The 24610-nt window shown below is 63.6% G+C and carries 19 protein-coding genes and 1 tRNA gene; 10 read left to right on the top strand and 10 right to left on the bottom strand.

All coding sequences use genetic code 11. The features are described from left to right. Nucleotides 1-14 precede the first annotated feature (14 nt). Both ASG57_RS04390 and ASG57_RS04385 read right to left on the bottom strand, forming a co-directional pair. Entirely contained in the window at nucleotides 15-1133 is a 1119-nt protein-coding gene (locus ASG57_RS04390; RefSeq protein WP_024338278.1) for a glycoside hydrolase family 172 protein, read from the bottom strand. A gap of 102 nt (nucleotides 1134-1235) precedes the next feature. Then, nucleotides 1236-2861: a long-chain fatty acid--CoA ligase gene (locus tag ASG57_RS04385; RefSeq protein WP_024338277.1), complete on the bottom strand. Its 1626-nt coding sequence runs from the start codon at nucleotides 2859-2861 to the stop codon at nucleotides 1236-1238. Nucleotides 2862-3039: 178 nt separating this feature from the next. On the opposite strand from ASG57_RS04385, the gene ASG57_RS04380 reads away from it, so the two are divergent. The 5 genes from ASG57_RS04380 (at nucleotide 3040) to ASG57_RS04360 (ending at nucleotide 7348) form a co-directional block, all read left to right on the top strand. Further along, nucleotides 3040-4893, top strand: a complete 1854-nt coding sequence (locus ASG57_RS04380; RefSeq protein ID WP_057195767.1) for a flavin-containing monooxygenase — start codon at nucleotides 3040-3042, stop codon at nucleotides 4891-4893. 37 nt (nucleotides 4894-4930) lie between these two features. Next, nucleotides 4931-5749, top strand: a complete 819-nt coding sequence (locus ASG57_RS04375) for a lytic murein transglycosylase (protein ID WP_024338275.1) — start codon at nucleotides 4931-4933, stop codon at nucleotides 5747-5749. A 109-nt stretch (nucleotides 5750-5858) separates the two neighbouring features. Next, nucleotides 5859-6080: a hypothetical protein gene (locus ASG57_RS04370; RefSeq protein ID WP_007592399.1), complete on the top strand. Its 222-nt coding sequence runs from the start codon at nucleotides 5859-5861 to the stop codon at nucleotides 6078-6080. Between the two features lie 12 nt (nucleotides 6081-6092). Then, a complete protein-coding gene (locus ASG57_RS04365) occupies nucleotides 6093-6515 on the top strand; it encodes a hypothetical protein (protein WP_024338274.1) in 423 nt (140 codons plus the stop codon). Between the two features lie 380 nt (nucleotides 6516-6895). Continuing rightward, the gene (locus ASG57_RS04360) at nucleotides 6896-7348 is read left to right on the top strand and encodes a MaoC family dehydratase (protein WP_024338273.1); all 453 of its coding nucleotides are present in this window, start codon (nucleotides 6896-6898) and stop codon (nucleotides 7346-7348) included. Nucleotide 7349: 1 nt separating this feature from the next. On the opposite strand, the gene ASG57_RS04355 is transcribed toward ASG57_RS04360, so the two are convergent. Then, nucleotides 7350-10538 carry an efflux RND transporter permease subunit gene (locus tag ASG57_RS04355; RefSeq protein ID WP_024338272.1) on the bottom strand — a complete coding sequence of 1063 codons (3189 nt, stop codon included), beginning with the start codon at nucleotides 10536-10538 and terminating at the stop codon, nucleotides 7350-7352. A 158-nt stretch (nucleotides 10539-10696) separates the two neighbouring features. After that, nucleotides 10697-11938, bottom strand: a complete 1242-nt coding sequence (locus ASG57_RS04350; RefSeq protein ID WP_024338271.1) for an efflux RND transporter periplasmic adaptor subunit — start codon at nucleotides 11936-11938, stop codon at nucleotides 10697-10699. Between the two features lie 196 nt (nucleotides 11939-12134). Between ASG57_RS04350 and ASG57_RS04345 the strand changes: the two genes are divergently transcribed. Together ASG57_RS04345 and rnz are read left to right on the top strand one after the other, a co-directional pair. Further along, entirely contained in the window at nucleotides 12135-12740 is a 606-nt protein-coding gene (locus ASG57_RS04345) for a TetR/AcrR family transcriptional regulator (protein WP_024338270.1), read from the top strand. A gap of 135 nt (nucleotides 12741-12875) precedes the next feature. Then, a complete protein-coding gene (gene rnz, locus ASG57_RS04340) occupies nucleotides 12876-13781 on the top strand; it encodes a ribonuclease Z (RefSeq protein ID WP_024338269.1) in 906 nt (301 codons plus the stop codon). Nucleotides 13782-13815: 34 nt separating this feature from the next. On the opposite strand, the gene ASG57_RS04335 is transcribed toward rnz, so the two are convergent. From ASG57_RS04335 to ASG57_RS04325, 3 genes are read right to left on the bottom strand one after another with little or no spacing between them, the layout of a single operon-like run. Next, nucleotides 13816-14820: a G1 family glutamic endopeptidase gene (locus ASG57_RS04335; RefSeq protein WP_024338268.1), complete on the bottom strand. Its 1005-nt coding sequence runs from the start codon at nucleotides 14818-14820 to the stop codon at nucleotides 13816-13818. Continuing rightward, nucleotides 14807-15784, bottom strand: a complete 978-nt coding sequence (locus ASG57_RS38570; RefSeq protein ID WP_024338267.1) for a phosphatase PAP2 family protein — start codon at nucleotides 15782-15784, stop codon at nucleotides 14807-14809. Before ASG57_RS38570 ends, ASG57_RS04335 begins: the two co-directional genes overlap by 14 nt. A 15-nt stretch (nucleotides 15785-15799) precedes the next feature. Then, a complete protein-coding gene (locus tag ASG57_RS04325; RefSeq protein ID WP_024338266.1) occupies nucleotides 15800-17854 on the bottom strand; it encodes a BTAD domain-containing putative transcriptional regulator in 2055 nt (684 codons plus the stop codon). A gap of 538 nt (nucleotides 17855-18392) precedes the next feature. Between ASG57_RS04325 and ASG57_RS04320 the strand changes: the two genes are divergently transcribed. The 3 genes from ASG57_RS04320 (at nucleotide 18393) to ASG57_RS04310 (ending at nucleotide 19537) form a co-directional block, all read left to right on the top strand. Further along, entirely contained in the window at nucleotides 18393-18713 is a 321-nt protein-coding gene (locus tag ASG57_RS04320; RefSeq protein WP_024338265.1) for a hypothetical protein, read from the top strand. 236 nt (nucleotides 18714-18949) lie between these two features. Beyond that, nucleotides 18950-19023: transfer RNA gene (locus tag ASG57_RS04315), tRNA-Gln, on the top strand. 151 nt (nucleotides 19024-19174) lie between these two features. Then, nucleotides 19175-19537: a DUF1428 domain-containing protein gene (locus tag ASG57_RS04310; RefSeq protein ID WP_024338264.1), complete on the top strand. Its 363-nt coding sequence runs from the start codon at nucleotides 19175-19177 to the stop codon at nucleotides 19535-19537. Between the two features lie 80 nt (nucleotides 19538-19617). Here ASG57_RS04310 and ASG57_RS04305 read toward each other — a convergent pair whose 3' ends face one another. From ASG57_RS04305 to ASG57_RS04295, 3 genes are all read right to left on the bottom strand, one after another. Beyond that, entirely contained in the window at nucleotides 19618-20178 is a 561-nt protein-coding gene (locus tag ASG57_RS04305; RefSeq protein WP_024338263.1) for an invasion associated locus B family protein, read from the bottom strand. 64 nt (nucleotides 20179-20242) lie between these two features. Then, the gene (locus ASG57_RS04300) at nucleotides 20243-23383 is read right to left on the bottom strand and encodes a multidrug efflux RND transporter permease subunit (protein WP_024338262.1); all 3141 of its coding nucleotides are present in this window, start codon (nucleotides 23381-23383) and stop codon (nucleotides 20243-20245) included. Further along, nucleotides 23380-24552 carry an efflux RND transporter periplasmic adaptor subunit gene (locus tag ASG57_RS04295; RefSeq protein ID WP_024338261.1) on the bottom strand — a complete coding sequence of 391 codons (1173 nt, stop codon included), beginning with the start codon at nucleotides 24550-24552 and terminating at the stop codon, nucleotides 23380-23382. Before ASG57_RS04295 ends, ASG57_RS04300 begins: the two co-directional genes overlap by 4 nt. Between the last annotated feature and the right edge of the window lie 58 nt (nucleotides 24553-24610).

Here is a 24610-nt window from a genome sequence, read left to right as displayed (position 1 = left end):
TCGATGGACGGCATCTAGCCGATTTCGAGATAGTCCGGATCTGGCAGTCTGGGAAATGGTGCGGTCGGCAGCGTCTGATACCAGAATGCGACGGAGGCAATGTCGTCCTGCAGCGGAAGATACTTTGCTTCCTTGACGCCCGGCAGCCAGCCCAGCGCCTGGACCGTCACGCGCAGACCGGACCGGAAGCGCACGGGATCCGGGATGTGCCAGCGGTAGAGGCCGAAGCGCTGCTGGGACTTGTAGACACCGTCAGGCCGGATCACCTGCGGCAGTCCGGCATAGGGCGTGGTGAATTCCTGGTAGCGCGATTGCTGGGCAGGCCCGTGGCCCGAATGTGCGACATAGGGGTCGAAATTGTAGGCACCGCAGAAATAGTCCTCCGTGCCGGTGCCGCAGATCGTCGGGAATGCACCGTCCCCGTCGATGTAGAACTTGACCTCGCCTTCGCCCCACCAGCCGTTGTTGTTGACACCCCAGGCCATGTAGGTGCCGACATATTGGCCGGCGCCGCCGATGCCATCGAGGATGGTGTAGACCTCCTTGTAAGGCAGCGGATTGGTCCGCCGGAATTGCGCATGGAAATAGGCGCAGTCCTCGGAGACGTCGGTCAACACATAGTTGATCTGGTAGTAGACCGTGATCTGCTCGTCGCTGCGGTTCTCCAGCGTGAAGCGGGCACGCTTGCGGAACGGCATCTCCCAGTAGCAGTTGAAGGCGCGGCCGGGATTGACGCAGACCGCGAGCGAAGACACTTGCGCGTATTCTTCCCAACCGCAGGCGAAGAAGTCTCCGGCCGGGCATTCCACGCTCGGCTGTTCCTGGTCGTCCCAGTAGATGCGCAGGATCGAATGGCGCAGCCGCCCGCGCGCCAGCGTCATCCAGATCTGCTGGATTGCGCCCTGGCCCTGGATGTCGGCGAGCGTGAAGGTCGCGCCGGGCTCGATCAAGACGTAAGGCGAAATCTTCCATCCCTGGCCGAGATCGCGCGCCTGACGCGCGGCGGGGCCGTCCACGGACATCCCGCCTTTGCCCCTCTCGCCGGTGAAGTTCTCCGGGCTGATCGATCGCGTCTGCGCATTCGACAGCCGCGACAGATTGCCGAGATGCATGCCCAATCCGGAAAACGTCATGGTGTCCTCGATCCAAGGTGAGCGAGGCTTGGCTATATCGCTCCCGAATCTACCAAAAGATGAAGACAGCGCGCGGAATTGTCTGCACGCGGTCAGGTGCCATCATGTGACGCGATATTCCTTGAATCTCTCGCGCAGAGCGGATTTCAGCACCTTGCCGGTGCCGGTCATCGGAAATTCGTCGAGGAATTCGACCGCATCCGGCATCCACCAGCTCGCGATCTTCGGGCGCATGTGGTCGAGCAGCGTCTTGCCGTCGACGGTCGCGCCCTTCTTGCGAACGACGAGGAGCAGAGGGCGTTCCTGCCATTTCTCGTGGCTGATCGCGACGACGGCCGCCTGCAGGACGTCGGGATGGGACAGCGCGATGTCCTCGAGCTGGATCGAGGAGATCCACTCGCCGCCGGACTTGATCACGTCCTTGGAGCGGTCAGTCAGCGTGACGTGACCCTGCGGGTCGATCACCGCCATGTCGCCGGTGATCAGCCAGCCGTCGCGGTCGAGGCCTTCGTTGAGCTTCATGTAGCCGGATGCCACCCAGGGCCCGCGGGCGCGCAAATGGCCGACGGTCTTGCCGTCGCGCGGCAGCTCGTTGCCGGCATCGTCGACGATGCGCAAAGCGGTGCCAAAACAGGCGCGTCCCGAGACCTGACGGCGGTCGAACTTCTCCTTCTCGCTAAGATGCTCCGAGCCGGGCCGCAGGCCCGGCATCGAGCAGCCGAGCGCCTCGGTCATGCCCCACGCCTGGATGTAGTCGATATTGTACTCGCGCTTGAGTTTCTCGACCATCGCCCGCGGCGGGGCCGAGCCGGACGACAGCGTCGCGCGCAGCGTCGTGAACTTGTTGCCGGTGCGGCCCAGCCAGTCGAGCAGGATCAGCCAGAAGCTCGGCACGCCCGCCGACAGCGTCACCTTCTCGCCTTCGAGCAGTTCATAGAGCTTGTCGGGCTCGTAGTTGCGGCCGGGCAGTACCAGCTTGGACCCGGTGTAGGGAGCCGTGAACGGCATGTTCCAGCCGTTGCCGTGGAAGAGCGGCGCCATCGGCATCATCACCTCGCGCACGCCTTCGATATGGCCCGGCAGGAAGTCGAAGTTGCAGCAGGTCATGGTCTGCAGGATCGCGGCGCGATGCGAGTAGATCACGCCCTTGGGATTGCCCGTCGTGCCCGAGGTGTAGCAGATGGTCGAGGCGGACTTCTCGTCGAATAAGGGCCAGGCGAAACCGGAATCGTCCTCTCGCTCCAGCAATTCCTCGTAGCAATGCACGTTCGCGAGCTTCGTCTCCGGCATCCGCTCTCGCGAGGACATCACGACATAGCTCTCGATCGTCTTGAGCTGCGGCGCGATCGCCTCGACGAGCGGCAGCGTGGCGCGGTCGATGAACAGGAGGCGATCTTCGGCGTGGTTGATGATGTAGACGAGCTGCTCCGGAAACAGGCGCGGATTGACGGTGTGCAGCACGTAGCCCATGCCGGGCGCGGCATAGAACATCTCGAAATGGCGGTGAGTGTTCCAGGCCAGCGTCCCGACCCGGTCGCCGGGCTTCATGCCGAGCCGCTTCAAGGTCAGCGCCATGCGCTTGATCCGTGGATGCGCATCCGCATAGGTATAGCGGTGAATGTCGCCTTCGATCTCGCGCGCGACGATCTCGGCTTCGCCGTGATAATCGGCCGCATACTGGATCAGGCCGCTGATCAAAAGCGGCATGTCCATCATCAATCCTTGCATGGTCTCCTCCAGATGCCGCGTCGTTGCGTCGGCTAAGGCTCATGATTTGCCTGCGAGGTTAGCGGAACGTCACGCAGCGTTCACGCAAAAAACAGCGGGCGTGATTGCACGCGGCACTTTTTCGGGGCTAACGTGCGGCGAGCTGCCGACGAAGCAGCACGCGTGGTGGAGGAAATGGATGTCAGCGGAAAGACGCAAGACCGGTACAAGCGGCGCATCTACGGTCGATGTTTCCGCGCTCCGCGCCCGCTATCGCGATGAGCGCGATCGTCGTCTGCGCGCCGAGGGCAAGGCGCAATATATCGAGGTCACAGGCGAGTTCGGCCGCTACCTCGACGACCCCTGGGCAGATCCCGGATTTGCGCGCGACGCCGTCAGCGAAGCGACTGAAGTTCTCATCGTCGGTGGCGGCTTCGGGGGTCTGTTGTGCGGCGCGCGATTGCGCGAGGCCGGCATCGACGATTTTCGTATCGTGGAAAAGGCGGCCGACTTCGGCGGCACCTGGTACTGGAATCGTTATCCCGGTGCCGCCTGCGATACCGAGAGCTACATCTATCTGCCGCTTCTGGAAGAGACTGGCTACATGCCGGTGCGCAAGTACGCGCGGGCGCCGGAGATCTACGAGCACTCGCGCCGCATCGGCCGTCATTTCGGGCTTTACCAGCGCGCGCTGTTTCAAACTGTCATCTCGAGGATGACATGGCAGGAGCGGGAGGCGCGCTGGCTGGTCGAGACCGATCGGGGCGATCGCATCCGCGCGCGCTTCGTCATTTTGGCCGGCGGTCCGCTGAGCCGTCCGAAGCTGCCGGGCATTCCCGGGATCGAAACGTTCAAAGGCCACAGCTTTCATACCAGTCGCTGGGATTACGGCTACACCGGCGGCAGTGCGGATGGTGATCTGACAGGTCTTGCGGACAAGCGCGTCGGCATCATCGGCACCGGCGCCACCGCCGTGCAATGCGTGCCGTACCTCGGCCGTTCGGCGAAGGAGCTCTATGTCTTTCAGCGCACACCGTCCGCCATCGGCGTACGTGATGACCGTCCGACGGATCAGGCCTGGGCGCAGAGCCTCAAGCCAGGCTGGCAGCGCGAGCGCATGGACAATTTTACGGCCGTGATTTCAGGCGAGCCGTTCGAACGGGACCTGGTGCAGGACGGCTGGACCGGCCTGCTCGGAGAGATCCTGCTGGCGCCGCGCCGGCAGCAGCAGCCGGTGACCTCGATGGAGGAGGCGCTGAAGGTGATCGAGCAGGCCGATTACCGCAAGATGGAGGAGATCCGCGCTCGCGTCGATGCGGTGGTCAAGGACGAGGCGACTGCGGCTGCGCTCAAGCCCTGGTACAAGGCATTCTGCAAGCGGCCGTGCTTCCACGACGAATATCTCGACACATTCAACCGCTCCAACGTGCATCTCGTCGATACCGGAGGGCACGGCGTCGAACGCATCACCGAGAACGCCGTCGTCGCCGGTGGCAAGGCCCATGAGCTCGACTGCCTGATCTATGCCAGCGGTTTCGAGGTCGGCACCGATTATGCCCGCCGCATGGGGTTCGAGGTCTATGGCCGCGACGGCATGAGCCTGTCCGAGCGCTGGCAGGACGGCGTCAAGACGCTGCATGGCTTCTACAGCCGCGGCTTCCCGAATTGCTTCCTGATCGTCACGGTGCAGGCCGGACAGAGCGCCAATTTCCCGCACATCATCGACGAGCAATCGCAGCACATCGCCTATGTCATCAAGCAGGCCCGCGAGCGCAAGGTCCGCACCCTGGAGCCGACGCTCGCCGCCGAGAACGCCTGGGTCGAGGAGGTGGTCAAGGCCGCACTCGGCCGGCAGACTTATCTCGCCGAATGCACGCCCGGCTACTACAACAACGAAGGCGTGTTCGATCCGATCGCGGCAAGAAACAGCCAATATTGGCGCGGGCCGGTGGCATTCCTGCGACTGCTCGACAAATGGCGCAAGGAGGGCAATCTGGAAGGACTGGAATTGTCCCATGATCAGGTCATGGAGTCGCCGCCTTCCACCGGCTAAGATTGCGCCGCCGAGCGGTGCAGGACAGGAGTCGGGTATGATCAGGGGCAGGGTTGTTGCGGGAGCGGTTCTTGGCGCGATGACGCTGCTCGGGTTCCTGGCATCGGTCGCCGAGGCCGCGCAATGCGGCAGCTCGCCGGCGGGTTTTGAGACCTGGAAGCGCGAATTCGGCGCGGAGGCGCAAGCCAAGGGCATCGGCCCCACGGCGCTTTCGGCGCTGATGCAGACGAACTATGCCAGCGCCACGATCGCGGCCGACCGCGGCCAGCGAAGTTTTTCGCTGACGCTCGACCAGTTCCTTGCCAAGCGCGGCGCCGCCACCATCGTTGCCAAGGGACGGCAGCTCAAGCAGTCGCAGGCTGCCTTGTTCGCCTCGATCCAGCAGCGCTATGGCGTCCCGCCCGGACCCTTGCTCGCGATATGGGGCATGGAGACCGGTTTCGGCAGCCAGCGCGGCAACCAGAACATGCTGTCGTCGATTGCGACCCTTGCCTATGATTGCCGGCGGCCCGAATTCTTCACCGACCAGCTTTATGCCGCCCTGAAGCTGATCGACCGCGGCACGCTATCGGCATCGACCCGCGGCTCGATGCATGGTGAGGTCGGCCAGACCCAATTCATGCCCAAGAGCATCCTGGCCTACGGCACCGGCAATCTCGAGGTTGCTGCCAATGCGCTGAACTCGACGGCGAATTTCCTCAAGGCCCATGGCTGGAAAGCAGGAGCTGGCTACCAGCCGGGCGAGCCGAATTTCGCCGCGATCGAGGCCTGGAATGCGGCCGGCGTGTATCAGAAGGCGATCGCGCTGATGGGCCGGCAGATCGACGAGGGCGGCGGGGCGGCCGCGTTGCGCTAGGCCGCTCAGCAAGGCGTGATGCGTCAGCAAGAGAAAGTTGTTGCCATCAGGAACCGACGGCATGAGGTTTGCTTGATCAAGTTCAGGGCTGGGCATGAGGAGACTCAACATGGCTACCCAGATCGTGATGGACCAGACAGGCGACACGCGCCACGAGTTTGATCCCGGCAATGCCGAAGCGCTGGCGCGCGCCGAACGCCGCTTTCGTGAGCTGACCGGAGCCGGCTTCACCGCCGCTCTTCGAACCGGGCCCGGCGAAGTCACGCGGATCCGATCGTTCGATCCGACCGCCCAGGAAACGCTGTTCTATCCCCGCCTGGTCGGCGGTTGATCTGAGCCGCACATGATCCTGGCAGTCTGGCTCCGCGCGCCGGCGCGTGCACGCCTGCACGCGCTGCGTGAGCTCTATCGCCGCTTCTTCGGCGAGAACACGCCTGACGCCCGCGGCCGGCGGCTGCTTGCTGAATGGCTGTCGCCGAAGCAGCGCGCTCAATTCGAGGAGCACCGGTATTTCGACGTCGTTGGGTGCGACACCGGCAGAACCTATCGCATCCACTACGGCACAGCCGCCAATGTCCACGAGATCGACTGCGACGGGCGTCCGACGACGGGGTGGTGCTTCGTCCCATCAGGCTTCCTGGTGCCCGGCGACGTCATGCTTGCGCAGAAGATTGCGCTCGAGACTGACGAGAGGAATGCCTTGGCGCTCGCGAACCGGTTTCCGCCGGCGACGCACTCGGAGCACTTTTACCGGCGGCCTTTTTAGGCCCGGTCAGTGGGTCGAGTGGGTCGTGCGGTAGGCATCCAGCGCATGGGCCGCGAAGACACCAGCGCTGCAAAGGGCGAGCAGGGCTGAAATCAGCTCGATCATAGCTCGTCCTCCCGTAGCGGCTGGGCAACGAGGCTCTGGCAGCACGAATATTCGTAGATCAGGTCGAGGATGAATTGCATGGTGGCCGTCCCTGTACTTGTTTTGACAACCACTTAACCGGCCATCTGTTTCAGGCGTGTTTCGTCGCATCGGAAAAGGGGTTTCGCGCGGAACTCTGCGCTGGCTCGGGCGCTGCGGCCTCGCTATATCCGCAACAATTGAGGCCATGTGAGCTGCCACATCGGGAGCGGTGCATCATATTGCGAGGCAAGATCATGACGCAGGTCGAATGGTTCGATGATCTCACCGTCGGAATGCGCTTCAAGTCCCCCGAATGTCTCGTCACAGAGGCTGACATCAAGCGCTTCGCGATAGAGTTCGATCCCCAACCCATGCATCTCGATCACGAGGCCGCCAAGGCGACGCTGTTCAAGGGGCTTGCCGCCTCGGGATGGCACACCGCTGCGATCGCGATGAACCTCGCAATTCAGGCCCGGCCGTTCGGCCCGCACCCGCTGATCGGTGCCGGTGTGGACGGACTGCGCTGGACGATGCCGGTACGGCCGAATGACCGCCTGCATCTGGTCGGCGAGGTCATGAGCCTGACGCCGTCCAAGTCGAAGCCGCAGGGCATCGCGCTGGTGAAATGGACCATGTTCAACCAGAACGGCGAGGAGGTTTACACCTTCACGCCGATCGCGATCGTGCCGCGGCGAGACTCTCGCTGAATCATTCGGCAAGGCCCTGGACCGGCGCCGCGCTGGTCTGGCTCCCATGATGCGTCAGCGGCTTCATGCCGGTGACGGTCCGCAGCAGCACATAGAACACCGGCGTCAGGAACAGGCCGAACACGGTCACGCCGATCATGCCGGAGAACACGGCGACGCCCATTGCGCGCCGCATTTCCGAGCCGGCGCCGGTCGAGAGCACCAGCGGCAACACGCCCATAATGAAGGCCATCGACGTCATCAGGATCGGCCGCAACCGCAAGCGACTCGCCTCGATGGCGGCCCGGATCGGCGTGCGCCCGGCGAATTCGAGCTCGCGCGCGAATTCGACGATCAGGATTGCATTCTTGGCCGAGAGGCCGACCAACACGATCAGGCCGATCTGGGTGAAGACGTTGTTGTCGCCCTTGGAGATCCAGACGCCGAACATTGCAGCGAGCAAGCCCATCGGCACGATCATGATGATCGACAGCGGCAGGGTCAGGCTCTCATAGAGCGCGGCCAGCACCAGGAATACCAGCAGGATTGCCAGCGGGAACACCCAGATGCCGGAATTGCCGGCAATGAACTCCTGATAGGTGAGGTCGGTCCATTCGAAGGCAAAGCCCGGCGGCAGCACCTCCGCCGCGATCCGCGTTGCCGCCTCCTGCGCCTGGCCGGATGAGAAGCCGGGCGCGGCCGCCGCATTGATGTCGGAGGACAGGAAGCCGTTGTAGCGGATCGCGCGCTCCGGGCCCGCGCTCTGGCGGATCGTGAGCAGCGCCGACAACGGCACCATGTCGCCGGAGGACGAGCGCACCTTCAACTGCCTGATGTCGTCGGCCCGAGCGCGGAACGGGGCGTCGGCCTGGACGCGGACGGAATAGGTGCGGCCAAATTTGTTGAAGTCGTTGACGTAATAGGAGCCGAGGTAAATCTGCAGCGTGTTGAACACCTCGGTGACCGGGACACCCAGCTGCAGCGCCTTGGTGCGGTCGATGTCGGCGAACAGCTGCGGCACGTTGACCTGGAAGCTCGAGAACACGCCGGCGATCTCCGGCGCCTTCTGCATCGCCGCCATGAAGGCGTTCGTCGCCTCGTTCAGGGCGTCGTAGCCGAGCCCGGCACGGTCCTCGATCTGCAGCTTGAAGCCGCCGATCGTGCCGAGGCCATTGACCGGCGGCGGCGGGAACATGGCGATGAAGGCTTCCTGGATGCCGGCATATTTCTTGTTCAACTCGGCTGCGATGGCGGGGCCGCTGAGCGAGGGGTCCTTGCGTTCGTCGAAGGGCTTCAGCGTCGAGAACACGATGCCGGCATTGGACGAGTTGGTGAAGCCGGAGATCGACAGGCCGGGGAAGGCGACCGAGCTTTCGACGCCGGGCTGGGTCAGCGCGATGTCGCTCATCTTGCGGATCACCTCTTCGCTGCGGTCGAGCGAGGCGCCATCGGGCAGGCGGGCGAAGCCGACCAGGTATTGCTTGTCCTGGCCCGGCACGAAGCCGCCCGGCACCTGCTGGAACAGAAACGCAGTGAGTCCGACCAGCACCACATAGAGGCCCATCACGGCGGACTTGCGCGAGATTACCTTGCCGACGCTGCCGCTGTAATTCTCCGAAGACCGTGTGAAGGCTTTGTTGAAGCCCCGGAAGAACCAGCCGAGGCTCTTTTCCATGATGAGCGTCAGCCGGTCCTTCGGATCGTTGTGGCCCTTCAGCAGCAGTGCCGACAGGGCCGGCGACAGGGTCAGTGAATTGATCGCCGAAATCACGGTCGAAATCGCGATCGTCAGTGCGAACTGCTTGTAAAACTGCCCGGTGAGACCGGAAATGAAGGCGAGCGGCACGAACACCGCGATCAGCACCATGGCGATTGCGATGATCGGGCCCGAGACCTCACGCATGGCCTGGTAGGTCGCATCGCGCGGCGACAGGCCGGACTCGATGTTGCGCTCGACGTTCTCGACCACGACGATGGCGTCATCGACCACGATGCCGATCGCGAGCACCAGGCCGAACAAGCTGAGTGCGTTGATGGAGAAGCCGAACACGTGCATCACCGCGAACGTGCCGACGATCGAAACGGGCACGGCGAGCAGCGGAATGATCGAAGCGCGCCAGGTCTGCAGGAACAGGATCACGACGAGCACCACCAGGGCGATCGCCTCCAGCAGCGTGTGGATGACCGCCTCGATCGACGAGCGCACGAATTGGGTGGGATCGTAGACGATCTGGAACGACACGCCCTCCGGCATGTTCTTCTTGATCTCGGCCATGGTGGCGCGAACGTTGTCCGAAATCTGCAGCGCGTTGGAGCCGGGCGCCTGGAAGATCGGAAGCGCCACCGCCTGCTTGTTGTCGAGCAGCGAACGCAGGCCGTATTCGGACGCCCCCAGCTCGATGCGCGCGACGTCGCGCAGGCGCACGACTTCGCCGCGCGTGCCCGTCTTGACCACGATGTCGCCGAACTGCTCCTCGTTCGAGAGCCGGCCTTCGGCGTTGACGGAGAGCTGCAGGTCGATCCCCTTGACGTTCGGGGAGGAGCCGACCACGCCGGCGGCGGCCTCGACGTTCTGTGCCTGGATCGCCCTCACGATATCGCTGGCGGTCAGGCCGTGCTCGGCGGCCTTCTGCGGATCGACCCATACCCGCATCGAATAATCGCCCGCGCCATAGATCTGCACGTCGCCGACGCCGTCGATCCGCGCCAGCCGGTCCTTGACGTTGAGCACGGCGTAATTCCGCAGATACGTCATGTCGTAGCGGCCGTTCGGCGACAGGAGATGCACGACCATGGTGAGGTCGGGCGACGACTTCTTGGTGATGATGCCGAGCTGTCGCACCACGGCTGGCAGGCGCGGCTCGGCCTGCTGCACGCGGTTCTGCACCAATTGGGTCGCCTTGTCGGGATCGGTGCCGAGGCGGAACGTCACCGTCAGCGTCATCGCGCCGTCGGTGGTCGCCTGGCTCGACATGTACAGCATGTTCTCGACGCCGTTGATCTGCTCCTCGATCGGCGTTGCCACCGTCTCGGCGATGACCTTGGGGTTGGCCCCGGGATAGGTCGCGCGCACGACGACCGAGGGCGGCACCACGTCGGGATATTCCGAGATCGGCATCGCGAACAGCGAGATGAGCCCCGCCAGGAAAATCAGGACGGAGAGAACGCCCGCAAAAATCGGGCGATCGATGAAGAATTTTGAGAGATTCATGGCTTCGCCCCTGGGCAATATTCTGCGTGTCGACGCCAACTCCTCGTCATTCCGGGCCGCGCGCAGCGCGAACCCGGAATCCAGAGGTGAACGGTCGGTGTCTCGTAAGTTCGAGATCCCGGGTGCGCGCTACGCGCGACCGGGGATGACGGAAAGCACTAGCGCTGCACCACGTCCTGCTTGCTGTGGTTGGATGCCTGTTGCCCCCGTGCGCCCATGGCTGCCACCTCCGTCTTGAGGAGGGCTCCCGGGCGCACACGCTGCAGGCCGTTGACGACGATACGCTCGCCGGACTTCAGGCCCGACGTGACGATGCGAAGCCCGTCGACGGAGCCGCCGAGGGTGACTAGCCGGTAGACGGCGCGATTGTCGTCGCCGACCGCCATCACGAACTTCTTGTCCTGGTCGGTGCCGATCGCGCGCTCGTCGATCATCACCAGCGCCTGTTGCTTCGGCTGGCCCATGCGCACGCGGGCGAACTGGCCGGGAATGAGCCGTCCGTCGTCGTTGCGGAATACGGCGCGGACACGGATGGTGCCGCTCTGGCCATTGACCTGATTGTCGATCAGCTGGATGTGGCCCTTCGCGGACAGACCGCCCGAGGTCGTCATCTCGACCGGGATCTGGTCGAGCTTGCCGCGTCGGCCCGACGCATCCGCAATCGAATTCAGCGCGCGCAGCACGACCTCTTCATCTGCGTCGAACGAAGCGTAGATCGGATTGACCGAGACCAGCGACGTCAGCACCGGCGACGCCGTGCCGGCGGCGACGAGATTGCCGACGGTGACCTCGATCTTGCCGACCCGGCCGTCCACGGGCGCGCGCACTTCAGTGTAGTCGAGATTGAGCTTTGCTGTCTGCAGCGTCGCCTCGGCCGCCTTCACATTGGCGATCGCTTCGCGGTTGGCGTTTTCGCGCTGGTCGTAGTCGCGCCGCGTCACCACGGCGTTGCCGACGAGCTGCGCGCCGCGCTCGAGCTCGCTCTGTGTGAACACGACGCGCGCTTTCGCGGCTTCGAGCTGGGCCGCAGCCTTGTCGACCTCGGCCGCGTAGGGGGCGGGATCAATCTTGAACAGCACGTCGCCGGCCTTCACCAGCGCGCCCTCGGTGAAGTTCGCCGACATGATCGCGCCCGCAACGCGGGGGCGGAGCTCGACGCGCTGGATCGCCTCAAGCCGGCCGGAGAAGTCGTCCCACAGCACGGTCCGGCGGGGCTCGATCGTCGCGACGGTAACGGAGACGGCTTGTTCGGCGGCGGCGGCCGGCGCGGTCGCTTGCGCCGCATGAAAATAGCGGCCGGTCGCAATTGAGCCGGCCGCGGCGAGGGCACCCACGATGGCAACGCCTGCCAAAAGGCGGCGGAAACGGCCGGTGCGGGAGGTATGTTGGGAGGGGGGCATTTGCGCGCTCCAGATATGTAGTGTTCACTACAGATGTGGAGCTGGATACCGCAGTGCAAGATACTTATGTACCGCTCACTAAGAAAATTGTAGCCCCGTACCGCAATAAATGGAAGATCTTAGGAAAGTAGAATTAGAACAAACGGTTAGGATTCGGCGTTGGCCCGGGCAGAACGCGATTCCGAGGAGACAGCACATGGGCATGGGACGCCCCCGCGAATTCGACGCCGAAAAGGCGTTGGATCAGGCGATGGAAGTGTTTTGGCGCCATGGCTATGAGGGCGCGACGATTGCCCAGCTGACAGAGGCCATGGGTATCAACCCGCCCAGTCTCTACGCCTGCTTCGGCAACAAGGAAGGCCTGCTGAAGGCCGCGCTCGACCGCTACACGAAGTTGCGCAACATCTGGATGGATGAGGTGGTGGCAGCACCAACCGCCCGCGCGGTGGCCGAGCGGATGCTGATGGGCATCGCCGAGAAGCAGACTGATCCCGCCAATCCGCCCGGCTGTCTGCTCGTGCAGGGCGGCGTGGCCTGCGGCACCGGTTCGGAGAACGTGCCGTTCGAGCTTGCCGCCCGCCGCGCCCAGAACGAAGAGCAACTGCGCGAGCGCTTCATTCGCGCCAAGGCCGAAGGCGATCTCAAACCGAGTTGCGATCCCGCTGCGCTCGCGCGCTACGTCTCCGCGGTCTCCGTCGGCATGGGCGTGATGGCGTCCTCGGGCGCGGATCGCGAAGCGCTGCGGCAGGTCGCGAGCGTGGCAGTGCAGGCCGTGGAGGCGCAGTCGGAGCGCGCCCGATAACGTTCGAGCTGTTCTGCCCGACGTGTCAATCCAGCATGCGGGCCCCGCCATATCGAACGAAATTCCTCAATCATTTGTACTGTGCATGGGGTTGTTTTCGCGTTTTCATCGGAGCAACCCCGGGGGATTCCGACGGTGACGTTTGACCTGACGTTTCTTGGGACATCGGCAAGCGTTCCTTCGGCGGAGCGCAACCATCCGGCGCTTCTCGTGGAGGCCGCAGGCAAGCGCGTCCTGATCGATTGCGGCGAGGGCACGCAGCGTCAGCTGCTGCGCAGCGGTGCCGGCTTTCGACGTCTCGACCGCATCCTGCTGACGCATGCTCATCTCGATCACGTGCTCGGCATCCCCGGCCTGTTCTCGACGCTGGGATTGCGGCAGGCTTCCGACGCGATGACCATCCATGGCGGGCAGGGGACGCTCGACATCGTCATCCGCATGCTCGCGGGACTATGGGGCGTCGGCAGGGCGCCGATCGCGGTCCAGTTCGAAGGGCTCGCCGAGGGACAGGTCCTGGCTTGCGGTGAGTTTACCATCGACTGTTTTCCGGTCCGCCACCGCGACACCGACAGTTTCGGCTTTGTCTTCCAAATCCCGCCTCGCCGTCATCTTCGGCCTGACCGCCTCGTCGCGCTTGGCGTGCCCGACGGTCCCTTGCGCGGCGAGTTGGCCGCGGGCCGACCGGTCGTGCTCGGCGGCCGAACGATCGATCCGGGAGACGTCCAGGGCCCGCCGAGCGGCGGCAGGAAGCTCGTCGTGATCGGCGACACCGAGACAACCGAGGGGCTGTCGCAATATGCGGCCAACGCCGACATGCTGGTTATCGAGGCAACGTTCCTCGAACGCGACGCGTCCACCGCGCGAAATTACGGCCATCTCACCGCGGCCGAAGCAGCTTCCTTTGCGGCCGCGAACAACATCGGACAGCTCGTGCTGACGCATATGTCCGGACGCTACCAGGACGAGGAGATTCTCGCCGAGGCGGCAAAGATCTTCCCGAACACCCGGATCGCCGCAGATTTCGATCGCGTCGTCGTCTAGTCCGTCCGAAGCGAGGCAAACGTCGGACTGGCGTTCAGGCGACCGGGTCCTGGAAAGTGCATCTGACGCCGATCGGGGCCTCGGCGTGTTCCTGCCGTAGCGCCGGGCGGGACACAATCACCGTACGATCTGGATTTGCGAACGTCTCGCGCATCTCGATCAGGAGTGCGTTGTCGGCGAGCGTCATCATGCGCCCCGACCCGACCGCTCCATCCGCGGCTCGCGCCACGCAGTAGCTGAAGTCGACGGCACCATAGTCGGGAAGCGGAAACAGGGCGCCGCTTTCCGGGTCCGTCGGCCGCTCCATCACCCATTCCGCTGATGAACCGAGCGGTTCGATCTCTCCGCTTGGCGGCGGGGCGAGAAACGAGCGAAACTCTCCGGTGCGCTGGTTCTTGATGAAGTACAGAATGTCTCCGCTGACCTGGACCGCCAGACCCGCGAGAATCTTGTGACCCGTCTCGATGAGCAGGTTGTCGATCACCGTGATCGCTTGTGGCTTCGCAGGCGCTGCCGACTCGGTGGTCGCCTCGTCGGGCCGCGCGTTGTGCCACCAATCCCACCAGGCAAAGTGGTTGGGCTTGCGGTCGGGCCAGTGACCGGTGCCGATTTGAGGCAGGGAGACGTTCGGCAGCGTGCCATTGCGGCCGTCGAGCCCCACCCAGACCAGCGACTTTGGATCGTCCGCGGGCGTACCCAGGGCCGATACCGATGGCCGGCGCACGTGCGGGACATTCCATGCCCCTGCAGCGAACACGATCTGCTGCGGCCAGGGCGTGGAAATAAGCGCACCCGACCAGTTCAGCATCGACTGCAGCGCTCCTCCCAGCGACGGGGGATGGATGCTGGCGAACGTCGGCTGCTTTGCGGCAAAAGGCGCCGAAACGAGCTCAGTCCAGAACTCGAACAGCTCGGGCTCCGTGATGACATCCGGCTTCTGCGGAATGCCATAGCGATCGAGCTCGGCGGGAGACGCTTTGAGCAGGTCGAATCCGGCAGGCACGACTTCATAGAGGCCGCACCGATCAATCGCGGACATTCTTCTCTCCCACGGAGATGCCGGCTTCCTTCCCTTCATCGAAGACGCCCGTGTGCTGCCACTCGTCCCTGGCGTTGTCGACGAGCTTCGTGAACTTCGGCAGATATGTCCTGTCCAACAGAATCCTGTCGATGATGGCGCCTGCCAGTTTCACGCCGGCCACGGTATCCGAACGATAGTGGAGGCCGGCGATCTCGCGATTGCGTGCGACTCTGTCGGCGAGGGCGCCGAGCGACTTTCCGATCGTGGTTCTGCCCGCGGCTCCTGGCGCGGGGGCCGGAAAGCCGAGAGACGGCGGAATGACTTTCGTCAGCAACGCCGCGAAGACGTGAGCCTGAGTGGCGTGACCGCTTGGGAATGACGCATGTCCGCCGTGCTGGATCGGCGACATGAGGCCGGGGACGACCTGGGTTGGACGCGGACGATTGAAATGAGCCTTGTAGTGCATCGTGATCAACGCCGTAAGCGCGTCGGCGACGATCAGCATGCGTGATGTCGCCGGATGCGTCGTCGGCGTCGCGGACACCAGATGCAGGAACTTGCTGATGAACTCGTCGGCCTCCGATACGATGTCGCCGAGGGCCGCAGCGCGCTCATGAACGGCCATGTTTCTCAGGGCGCTGATATCGTCCTCGATTGCGCCCGCCCAAGGAGTTGGGCCGGCGCCGAGCAGTGCAAACCCGCCGAGCCGGTCGAGCCAATCTGCCCGGCTGGCGAGATCGGACATCACCACCCAGGCATACCAGCGGGTCGACCAAAGCTTCATGCCGAAGCCGCCCGCATCAAATCTGGCGCCGGCGACGTCGCGCTCGGTTATGAACGGACGATCGACGCGATCGCTGAACATGGCACCGCCTGATCCGCCCGCGTTGCCGCCGTAGCCGCCATATCCTCCATAGCCTCCGTAGCCACCATATCCGCCATAGCCGCCGTAACCGCCATATCCTCCGTATCCGCCTGCCATGTGCGCCTCCTCTGTTTAGGATTTGTCGGTATCGCTCTGGCTGTTTCCGTGCCGAAGTGCCGCTGCCAGGCGCGAGAGAGCTGCTTCGACGCGCGCCAGGGTCGGCTTCGGCCATGGCGATGTTGAGATCCACTTCAGATCGAGCTCACCTTCGGGCATGAGCGGCCGTGCGAAGGTTTGTGCCTCGTGGAGGCGTCCGCTCTCCACCAGCGCAGCAACGAGGACGCGCAGGTTCACCTGATTGTTAGGTAATTGCGTCGCGACACGCCGCGCATGTTCGACGGCAGATGCGAGGTCCTGCATGGCAAAGTAGGCCTGAGCCAAGATCATTTCGGCGAACCATGCGTGCCGGTCTCTCGGCGACAGACGCAGATTGACGGTGGCATCGCGGAGCGCGTCGTCGTAGTTCTCGCAGCGGACATGCACCGCGGCCCGGTAAGCGAATGCGAGCGCAAGGTTCGGCGTGATCTCGATCGCGCGGTCGAGCTGCCCGAGGGCCCCGACGTGGTCATGCTTGCACTGCGATAGCGTGTAACCGCCGACGGCGTTGGCGAGCGGGTCTTCGGAGTTGCGCTCAAGCGCTCTTTCGGCGAGAGCACGCGCCGTGTCGCGCTCGTTCAATGCATTCGCAGACCACCCGCGCGCGACGCGCTGCATGTGCCAGATGGCGCTGTAGGAAAGCGGAGGCGCCCAGTTCGGGCTGAGGACATGTGCCCGTTCGAAATTGGTTCGCGCCGTCACGAACGTCGTGTAGTCCGGGCTGAACATCTGATCGTAACCGACAAGTGCCAGCTGATACGCGTCGAGATCGTCTGGTCTCTTCTGCATCGCGCGATGTAGCTCCCGGTCGCGAACTTGGGGCGCCAGCGAGCGTATGACCTCGACGGCGATGCGATCCTGCAAATCGAAGACGTCGGCTGCAGTCCCGCTGAGGCGATCGACGCGGACAACCTCGACGGTTTCGGTTGCGACGAGCTCGGTCGAGATCCGGATCTGGTCGCCAGCGCGCTGAATGCTGCCATGAAGCAGATATTGCGCATTCAGATCGCGGCCGATTGCGCGCAGATCCGGCGTCTGCGAGACCGGGATCATCGTGGAACCGCGCGAAATGACGAACAGCTCCTTTAAGCCCGACAGAGCCTGGACGACGCTGTCGACGACGCCGATCGTGAATTGAGGCTCGAGAGCGGGGGTAAGCGCGCGAAAGGGCAGTACGGCGATCGACGGTCGGCTGACGTCGGATCCGTTCGAGGCGACAGCGGGGGCTGCCATGGAGAACGGGACCGGGCGTGCCACGGCCTCAGGCTGCTGCTGTCGCACGCCGGCAATCAGGTCCTGCGTGAGCTTGTGCGGTTCGATGTCGTAGGCGTCTTCGAGCTGGCGCCAGAGGCGCGCATAGATCGCGAGGGCAGCGCCGATACTTCCAGAGGCGAGGTGACTCCTGATGAGAACACGAATAGCCCGCTCGTTCTCGGAATCCAGCCGGTGAATCGCCTTCGCGGCAGCTTCAGCCGTTGGCGTCACGACTGCGTCGCTCTCATCGGGCAGCAGCCTCGTCAGCGCGTGGATCAGCCGTTCGTGGATCAGTGGTCGCGTCTCCGCGAGCCATTCCGAGAATGCCGGATCGACGCTTTCCAGGTCGTCAAGGATGTCGTCGGTCAGGCGTTCGCGTGCGAGCAGCAGTGGATGGACCATGCCGCGCTCGGCATCCGAGATGATCTCGACGAGATCACATGTCACGTGCTCGACATCGAGTGCCACGTGAATCTGGTCTGCGTGGAAATGTGAGCAGCCCAGCGCTCTTAGCTCGCGCTGAATCTGGCTCAATGATTGGCGCAGCGACCCCTTTGCGAGCACGTCGTCCTTCTCGCTCCAGAGCAGTCCGACCAACTTGCTCCTTGGCAGCTGGCGTGAGGAGGAGAGGATCATATAGCCGAGAAGCGCTTGTGCCTTCCGGCCGAGCCCGACCTCTTGCCCGTCCACGGACGCTGAAAATGCTCCGATGATCTTGAGGGTCAGTCGGTTGGCCCCGCCCTTGCCAACCGCCTTGTCGCCGTTGACTCCCGACATCTCGTCCCATCCCTGGTCGATCGTGTCGAGGACAGTGTAGGAGGGCCGGGTGCGGGTGGCCAGACTTGGCAGAACGCAAAAGGCAGGTTCGCTTGGTCTGCGAAGCCAATGACCGGTGAGTTCGGGAATGCAGCCCGCCGGGGCTGCTGCAATGCCAGAATCGTACATCTTCGGTCGAGAGATGGCCAAGGGTTGCGGAATGATCGAAATGCGACTTGCGAGCACGAAATGAAATGGCTCCTGCCTTCGAGCCGATGGGCGTGAATCCAGCGTGAATCGCGGCTTGGCCGTCGCGGCGCGGGCAACTCACGCGCGAGTTCGATGGGCTTGCTCGCTTCACCGACCGCCTTCACCGATTGCCGCTGGCGGCGGAAGCCGGGCGGCATCGCCGGTATTCGTGCGGCAAGTCCCGGGCGGGCCACCCCGGCGTTCCGTGCGCGCACCGTATTCACGGGCCATTCACGGCCAATTCGCATCGTCCGCCTATGTTTCGTTCGTGACCGAAGGGTCGCGCAACTTGGCAAGGGAGAGGCGTATCATGACTGTCCTGCTGAGAAACACCTTCAGGGCCTGGATCGATTGCGTCCCCGGCGCACCGCCCAAGCTGATCATGATCGGCGACGTGCGGGTGCCGGCCAACGGCTGGCAAGCCCGGCTGACCAGGCGCTCACCGCAGGGGATCAATCCAAAGATCCTGATCCTCGACGTAAATGCCCAGGAGCCGAGCGGTGAAGCCCGGCAGGAGATCACCACGATCCCGCTTCGTTACGAGGAAAGTCCGCCGCAGGACGAATACGGCCAGGTGATGATCGCGAACGGCAAAGGCGAGATCGTCGTCCACGTCGGCCGCACGCATTGACTGCGCTCTGGCGCGATGGTCCCACAGGCTGGTCGCGCTAAAGCGACGGTCCACAACGCGGGAAGATGCGTTCGCTCGGTCGTGAACGCAGCGAGAACACGCGACGATGTTCACAGAAGGGCTGGACCGCGAAGGTCGGCGCGGCTATATGAGCGGCCTGCGAGCCGCTGATTTGCCAAAGCTTTCAGCCAGCCTCGCAATCTTCCGAAGAAGCTGAGAGATTTCAAGCGCTTCGGTGGGGAATGGTGTAACGGTAGCACAACAGACTCTGACTCTGTTTGTCTTGGTTCGAATCCAGGTTCCCCAGCCAGTTCCCGGCACGCATCCGATATACCGTTCCAGACCCGGTGCGGATCGACAGGTCCACAGCCGCGCGGCGGTTTGTCTCATCCAACATCGCATTTCCGAGTCGGATCGCGGCGCCCTGTATCGTCCTTGGGCCGTAATTCAAGGAGATCCCAATGCCCTATGTCGATGGCTTCATTCTCGCCGTTCCGAAGGACAAGATCGAGGCCTACAAGGCGCTGGCGACCACCGCCTGCGCGCTCTGGATGGAGCACGGCGCGCTCGATTATGTCGAATGCATCGGTGACGACGTTCCCTATGGTGAGCTCACCTCGTTTCCGCGCGCGGTGATGGCGAAAGACGACGAGGTCGTGGTGTTCGCCTGGATCGTCTATCGCGATAGGGAGAGCCGCGACGCCATCAACAAGAAGGTGATGGAGGACCCTCGGATGAAGTTCGAGGGCATGCCTTTCGACGGCAAGCGCATGATCTATGGCGGCTTCACGACGCTGCTCCGGGCGAACGACGTTGTTGGCTGACAGCCATTGTCGCTGCCACGGCGCGGCGCGGAGACCGGATGGAACGCGTGCGAAAATACGACTGCGCCGCGCCGCCGCCTTTACTTGATCTTGTCGTAAGCCGCCGCGAAGTCGACGAGCGGCATCGGGATCGCGATCGTCTCCTTGGCCATGTTCTGGAAGGAGACCTTGAGCTGCTTGCCGGACCGCAAGGCGGCGAGCAGGTCGGGCGCGACCGGCGTCGAGGCGTAGCAGCCGCGGTTTTCGCAGGTCTGGATCTGGAGGTCGAATGTCTTGCCTTCGTCGACCTGCAGCTTGGCGCCGACCGGAAGGTTGAGGCCGAGCGGCAATTGCAGGAGCGCGATCGGCGTGCGCGTGTCCGGCGCAATGCGGATGTTGATCAGGACGACGGTCTGGCCGGTCTTGGTCAGGACCGCGTTCTGCTCCATCGCGCATTCGAGCGGCGCCTCGCGGCTCGCACTGGTGCAGCGGACGATCCAACCAGGCTGTCCGGGAGTGCCCTCCGCCTGTGCTTGCGTCGGGGCAGGTGCGGGCTGCGCGACCGGAGGAGCGGCGTTCTTCTTTGCACCCTGCTGGGCATGTGCGGCGCCCGCCGACAACAGGGCGGCGGCGAGGGCGACAAATTTGAACTGAATGGGCATGGCGGACCACGTTGGCGAGAAACCGGGCGCCTCGCTGTAGCGTCGCGGCATGCGCGGCGCAAGTTTACTCGGCGGCTTCCTTGACGCTGCCGTGCTCGAGGGTCTCGTCGCCGTCGCCCGAGCGGCCCCAGGTCGAGAACCAGTTATTGAGCTTGTCGAGATAGAGATAGACGACGGGCGTCGTGAACAGCGTCAGCGCCTGGCTGACGATCAGGCCGCCGACCATGGCATAGCCCAGCGGCTGACGGATCTCGGCGCCGGTGCCGTGGCCGAGCATCAAGGGCACGCCGCCCAGAAGCGCGGCCATCGTCGTCATCATGATCGGGCGGAAACGCAGCAGCGCGGCCTGGCGGATCGATTCCTCCGGCGTCTTGTGCTCGTCGCGTTCTGCGGCAATCGCAAAGTCGACCATCATGATGCCGTTCTTCTTCACGATGCCGATCAGCAGGATGATGCCGATCAGCGCGATCAGGCTGAAGTCAAAGCCCGCCGCCATCAGGATCGCGAGCGCACCGACGCCGGCTGAGGGCAGTGTCGAGAGAATCGTGATCGGATGGATGTAGCTCTCGTAGAGAATGCCGAGGATCAGATAGACCACGACGAGCGCGGCGAGGATCAACAGGGGCACGGTGCCGAGCGACTGCTGGAACGCCTGAGCGGTACCCTGGAAGCTCGAGTTCAGCGTCGGCGGCGCGCCGAGCTCGGCCATCGCGCGCTGCACGGCCTCGGTTGCCTGGCCGAGCGCAACGCCCTGGGCGAGATTGAAGCTGATCGTAATCGACGGGAACTGGCCCTGGTGGCTGATCGAGAGCGGGCGGACCGGGTCTGTGGTCCAGGTCGCGAAGGTGGACAGTGGCACCTGATCGCCCGTCAGCGGCGATTTCAGATACAACTTGTTCAGCGTCTCGAGATCACCCTGCAGTTCCGGGAGGACCTCCAGGATCACCTTGTAGGTGTTGAGCTGGGTGAAATACTGCGTGACCTGCCGCTGTCCGAAGGCGTCATAGAGCGTGTCGTCAATCAACTGGGGCTGAATGCCGTAGCGGGCGGCGGTGTCGCGGTTGATCTTGAGCTGGACCGTCGTGCCCTGCGTCTGCTGGTCGCTGGCGACATCGCGCAACTCGGGCAGCGTTTGCATCTTGGCGAGGATCTTCGGCGCCCACTCGTTGAGCTCAGCGAGATCCGCATCCTGCAAGGTGAACTCGAACTGCGTGCGCGTTGGTCGGCCGCCGAGGCGGACGTCCTGGGACGCCTGCATGTAGAGGCGGGCGCCCTCGACCTTGTCGAACTGCGGACGAAGCCGCGCGATGATCTGTTGTGCCGAGGCCTCGCGCTCGTTGCGTGGCTTCAGGGTGATATACAGGGCGCCGTTGTTGCCGGCGCGGCCACTGCCGCCGATCACGCTGGCAACCGCCGCAACATCGGGATCGGACAGGACGATCTGGCCGAGCGCCTCCTGCTTCCTCTGCATCTCCTTGAACGAAATGTCCTGCGAGGCCTCGGAGGCCGCGGTGATCAATCCATTATCCTGCTGCGGGAAGAAGCCCTTGGGGATCAGGACGAAGAGATAGATCGACAGCGCGAGTGTCGCAAAGAAGACGGCAAGCGTGGTGCGCCTCCAGCTCAGCGCGATGTCAAGCACGTAAGCGTAACCGCGCAACAGCGCCTCGAACCCGCGTTCGCTCCACTGGAAGATCCGGCCGTGCTTGACTTCGCCATGCGCGCGCAGGAAGCGAGAAGCCATCATGGGGGTTAGCGTGAGGGAGACGAACATCGACACGAATATCGTCATCGCCAGCACGACCGCAAATTCTCGGAACAGTCGCCCGATGATGCCGCCCATCAAGAGCAGCGGGATCAGCACCGCAACCAGCGAGATGCTGATGGAGACGATCGTGAAGCCGATTTCCTTCGCGCCCCGGTAGGCTGCGGCCATGGGCGATTCGCCCTGCTCGACGTAGCGCGATATGTTTTCGAGCATGACGATGGCGTCGTCGACGACAAACCCGACCGCGATTGTGAGGGCCATAAGCGAAAGATTGTCGAGCGTGTAGCCCGCAACCCACATCATGGCGCAAGCGCCGAGCAGGGCGAGCGGCACGGTCACTGCCGGGATCACCGTCGCCCAGAAACTGCGCAAGAAGATGAAGATCACCATCACCACGAGGAAGACGGTGAGCAGCAGAGTGAACTGCACGTCATCTACCGAAGCGCGGATCGTTTGCGTACGATCGCTCATCAATTCGACCTTGATGGCGCTCGGAATTGCGGCGACCAGGCGCGGCAGCGTTGCCTTGATGCGGTCGACAGTCTCGATGACGTTGGCGCCTGGCTGCTTGAACACGACGAGGAATACGCCGCGCTTCCCGTTGGCCCAGGCGGCCTGCTTTGCGTCCTCAGGACCTCTGATCGCCTGCCCGATGTCCCGGATCCTCAATGGTCCGCCGTTGCGGTAGGCGACAATGACGTCGTTCCACTCCTTGGCGTCCGTCAACTGGTCATTGGCGTAGATCGTGTAAGCGCGCCGCTCCCCGTCGATGTTGCCCTTCGGACTGTCGACTGTGGTGATCGCGATCTGACTGCGCACGTCCTCCAGCGACAGGCCCTTGGCGACGAGCTTGGCCGGATCGATTTGGATGCGGATCGCCGGCTTCTGCTGACCGCCGATGAAGACCTGTGCGACGCCAGAAATCTGACTGATCTGCTGAGCAAGCTGGGTATCGGCGGTGTCGCTGACAGTGGTGAGCGGGAGCGTGTCCGACGTCGCGGACAGGATCAGAATCGGCGCGTCCGCCGGGTTGACCTTGCGGTAGGTCGGGGGCGAGGGCAGGTTCTTCGGCAACTGGCCGCCAGCGGCGTTGATTGCACTCTGCACGTCGTTGGCAGCAGCGTCGATGCTACGGTTGAGGTCGAACTGGATGGTGATCGACGCGGTTCCCAGATAGCTCGTCGAGGTCATTTGCGCGATGCCGGGAATCTGCGCGAATTGCCGTTCGAGCGGCTGCGCCACGGACGAAGCCATCGTCTCGGGGCTGCCGCCGGGCAGGTTGGCGGTGACCTGGATGGTCGGAAAGTCCACTTGCGGCAGCGGTGCGACCGGTAGCAGCGGATAGGCGACAAGGCCAACGAACAGAATGCCGGCCATCAGCAGCGAGGTGCCGATGGGATAGCGGATGAAAGGTGCCGAAATCCCGCCGCCCATCATTCCTGTCGTACCTTGCTCTCGGCCCGATCCGAGCTTGCCACCGTCGTCGAGACGAGACTTCCGGGTTGGACCTTGAACTGACCGCCGACGATGACCTGCTGGCCCGGACTCAAGCCTTCCTCGATGACAGACTGGCCAGCCATGGCATAGCTGACCTTGATCTTGTGCAGTTCGGCCTTGTTGTCCTGATTGACGCTGTACGCGTAGAGGCCGTTGGTGGAGCGCTGGACCGCTTCATCCGGAACCACGGTCGCATCCTTCAGCGTTCGCACCAGCAGGCGCGTCGAGACCGACTGGCCGGGCCACAATACGTGGTCCTTATTGTCGAACACCGCCTTGAGCCGGATCGTCCCGCTGGTTGTGTCGACCTGATTGTTGATGACCGCAAGCTTACCCTCGGCGAGCATATTCTTACCGTCCGTGGTGAAGGCGATCACCTTGAGCGCGCCGGCTTTCTGGCCTTCGCTGATATAGGGGAGCTGGTCTTGCGGCGCCGTGAAGATGACCGAGATCGGCTCGACCTGCGAGATCGTGACGATGCCCGTCTGCGTCGAGGCGTTCACGATATTGCCGATGTCGACCTGACGCAGGCCGGCGATACCGGTGATCGGTGCCTTGATCTGAGTGTAATCGAGCTGGGTCTGGGCGTTGGCGATTGCGGCTTCGTCGGCGGCGATTTGAGCCGTGAGCTGGGCGACTGTCGAGCGCTGGGTATCCACGCGCTGTGCGGTCGCAAACTCGCCGAGCCTCATGGCTCGCTGCAGCTCGAGATTGGCGTTGGCGAGGCTAGCCTCGTCCTGTGCCTTCTTGGCCTTCGCCTGGTCAAGCGCGGCTTGATAGGGACGAGGATCGATCGAGACCAGAAGCTCACCCTGCTTGACGATCTGGCCCTCCTTGAACTCGAGCTTGATGATCTGGCCGTCGACCCGGCTGCGGACCTGGACGGTGTTGAAGCCCTGAACCGTGCCCAGACCGGTCAGGTAGACTGGGAAGTCGGTCTTCTGCACCGCTGCGACGCTGACGGGGACAGCGGACGGGCGAGGGGCGCCCTTCTCCGCAGCCTGGGTTTTTCCAGCCTGGGACGAGCCAAACTTCTGCCAAGCATAATAACCCGCGGAGGCCACGGCCGCGATGATCAGAAGCCAGAGGATCGGCCGGGACTTTTTCATCGCGTCTCGTGTCGGCTCGTGCCCTCAGCTATGAATTAATGGGGCAATCGTGGAGTTC

The sequence above is a fragment of the Bradyrhizobium sp. Leaf396 genome, assembly GCF_001424605.1.
Classification (GTDB): domain Bacteria; phylum Pseudomonadota; class Alphaproteobacteria; order Rhizobiales; family Xanthobacteraceae; genus Bradyrhizobium; species Bradyrhizobium japonicum_C.
The sequence above is the reverse complement of the archived record's forward strand: the minus strand, read 5'-3'. Positions and strand labels throughout refer to the sequence as shown.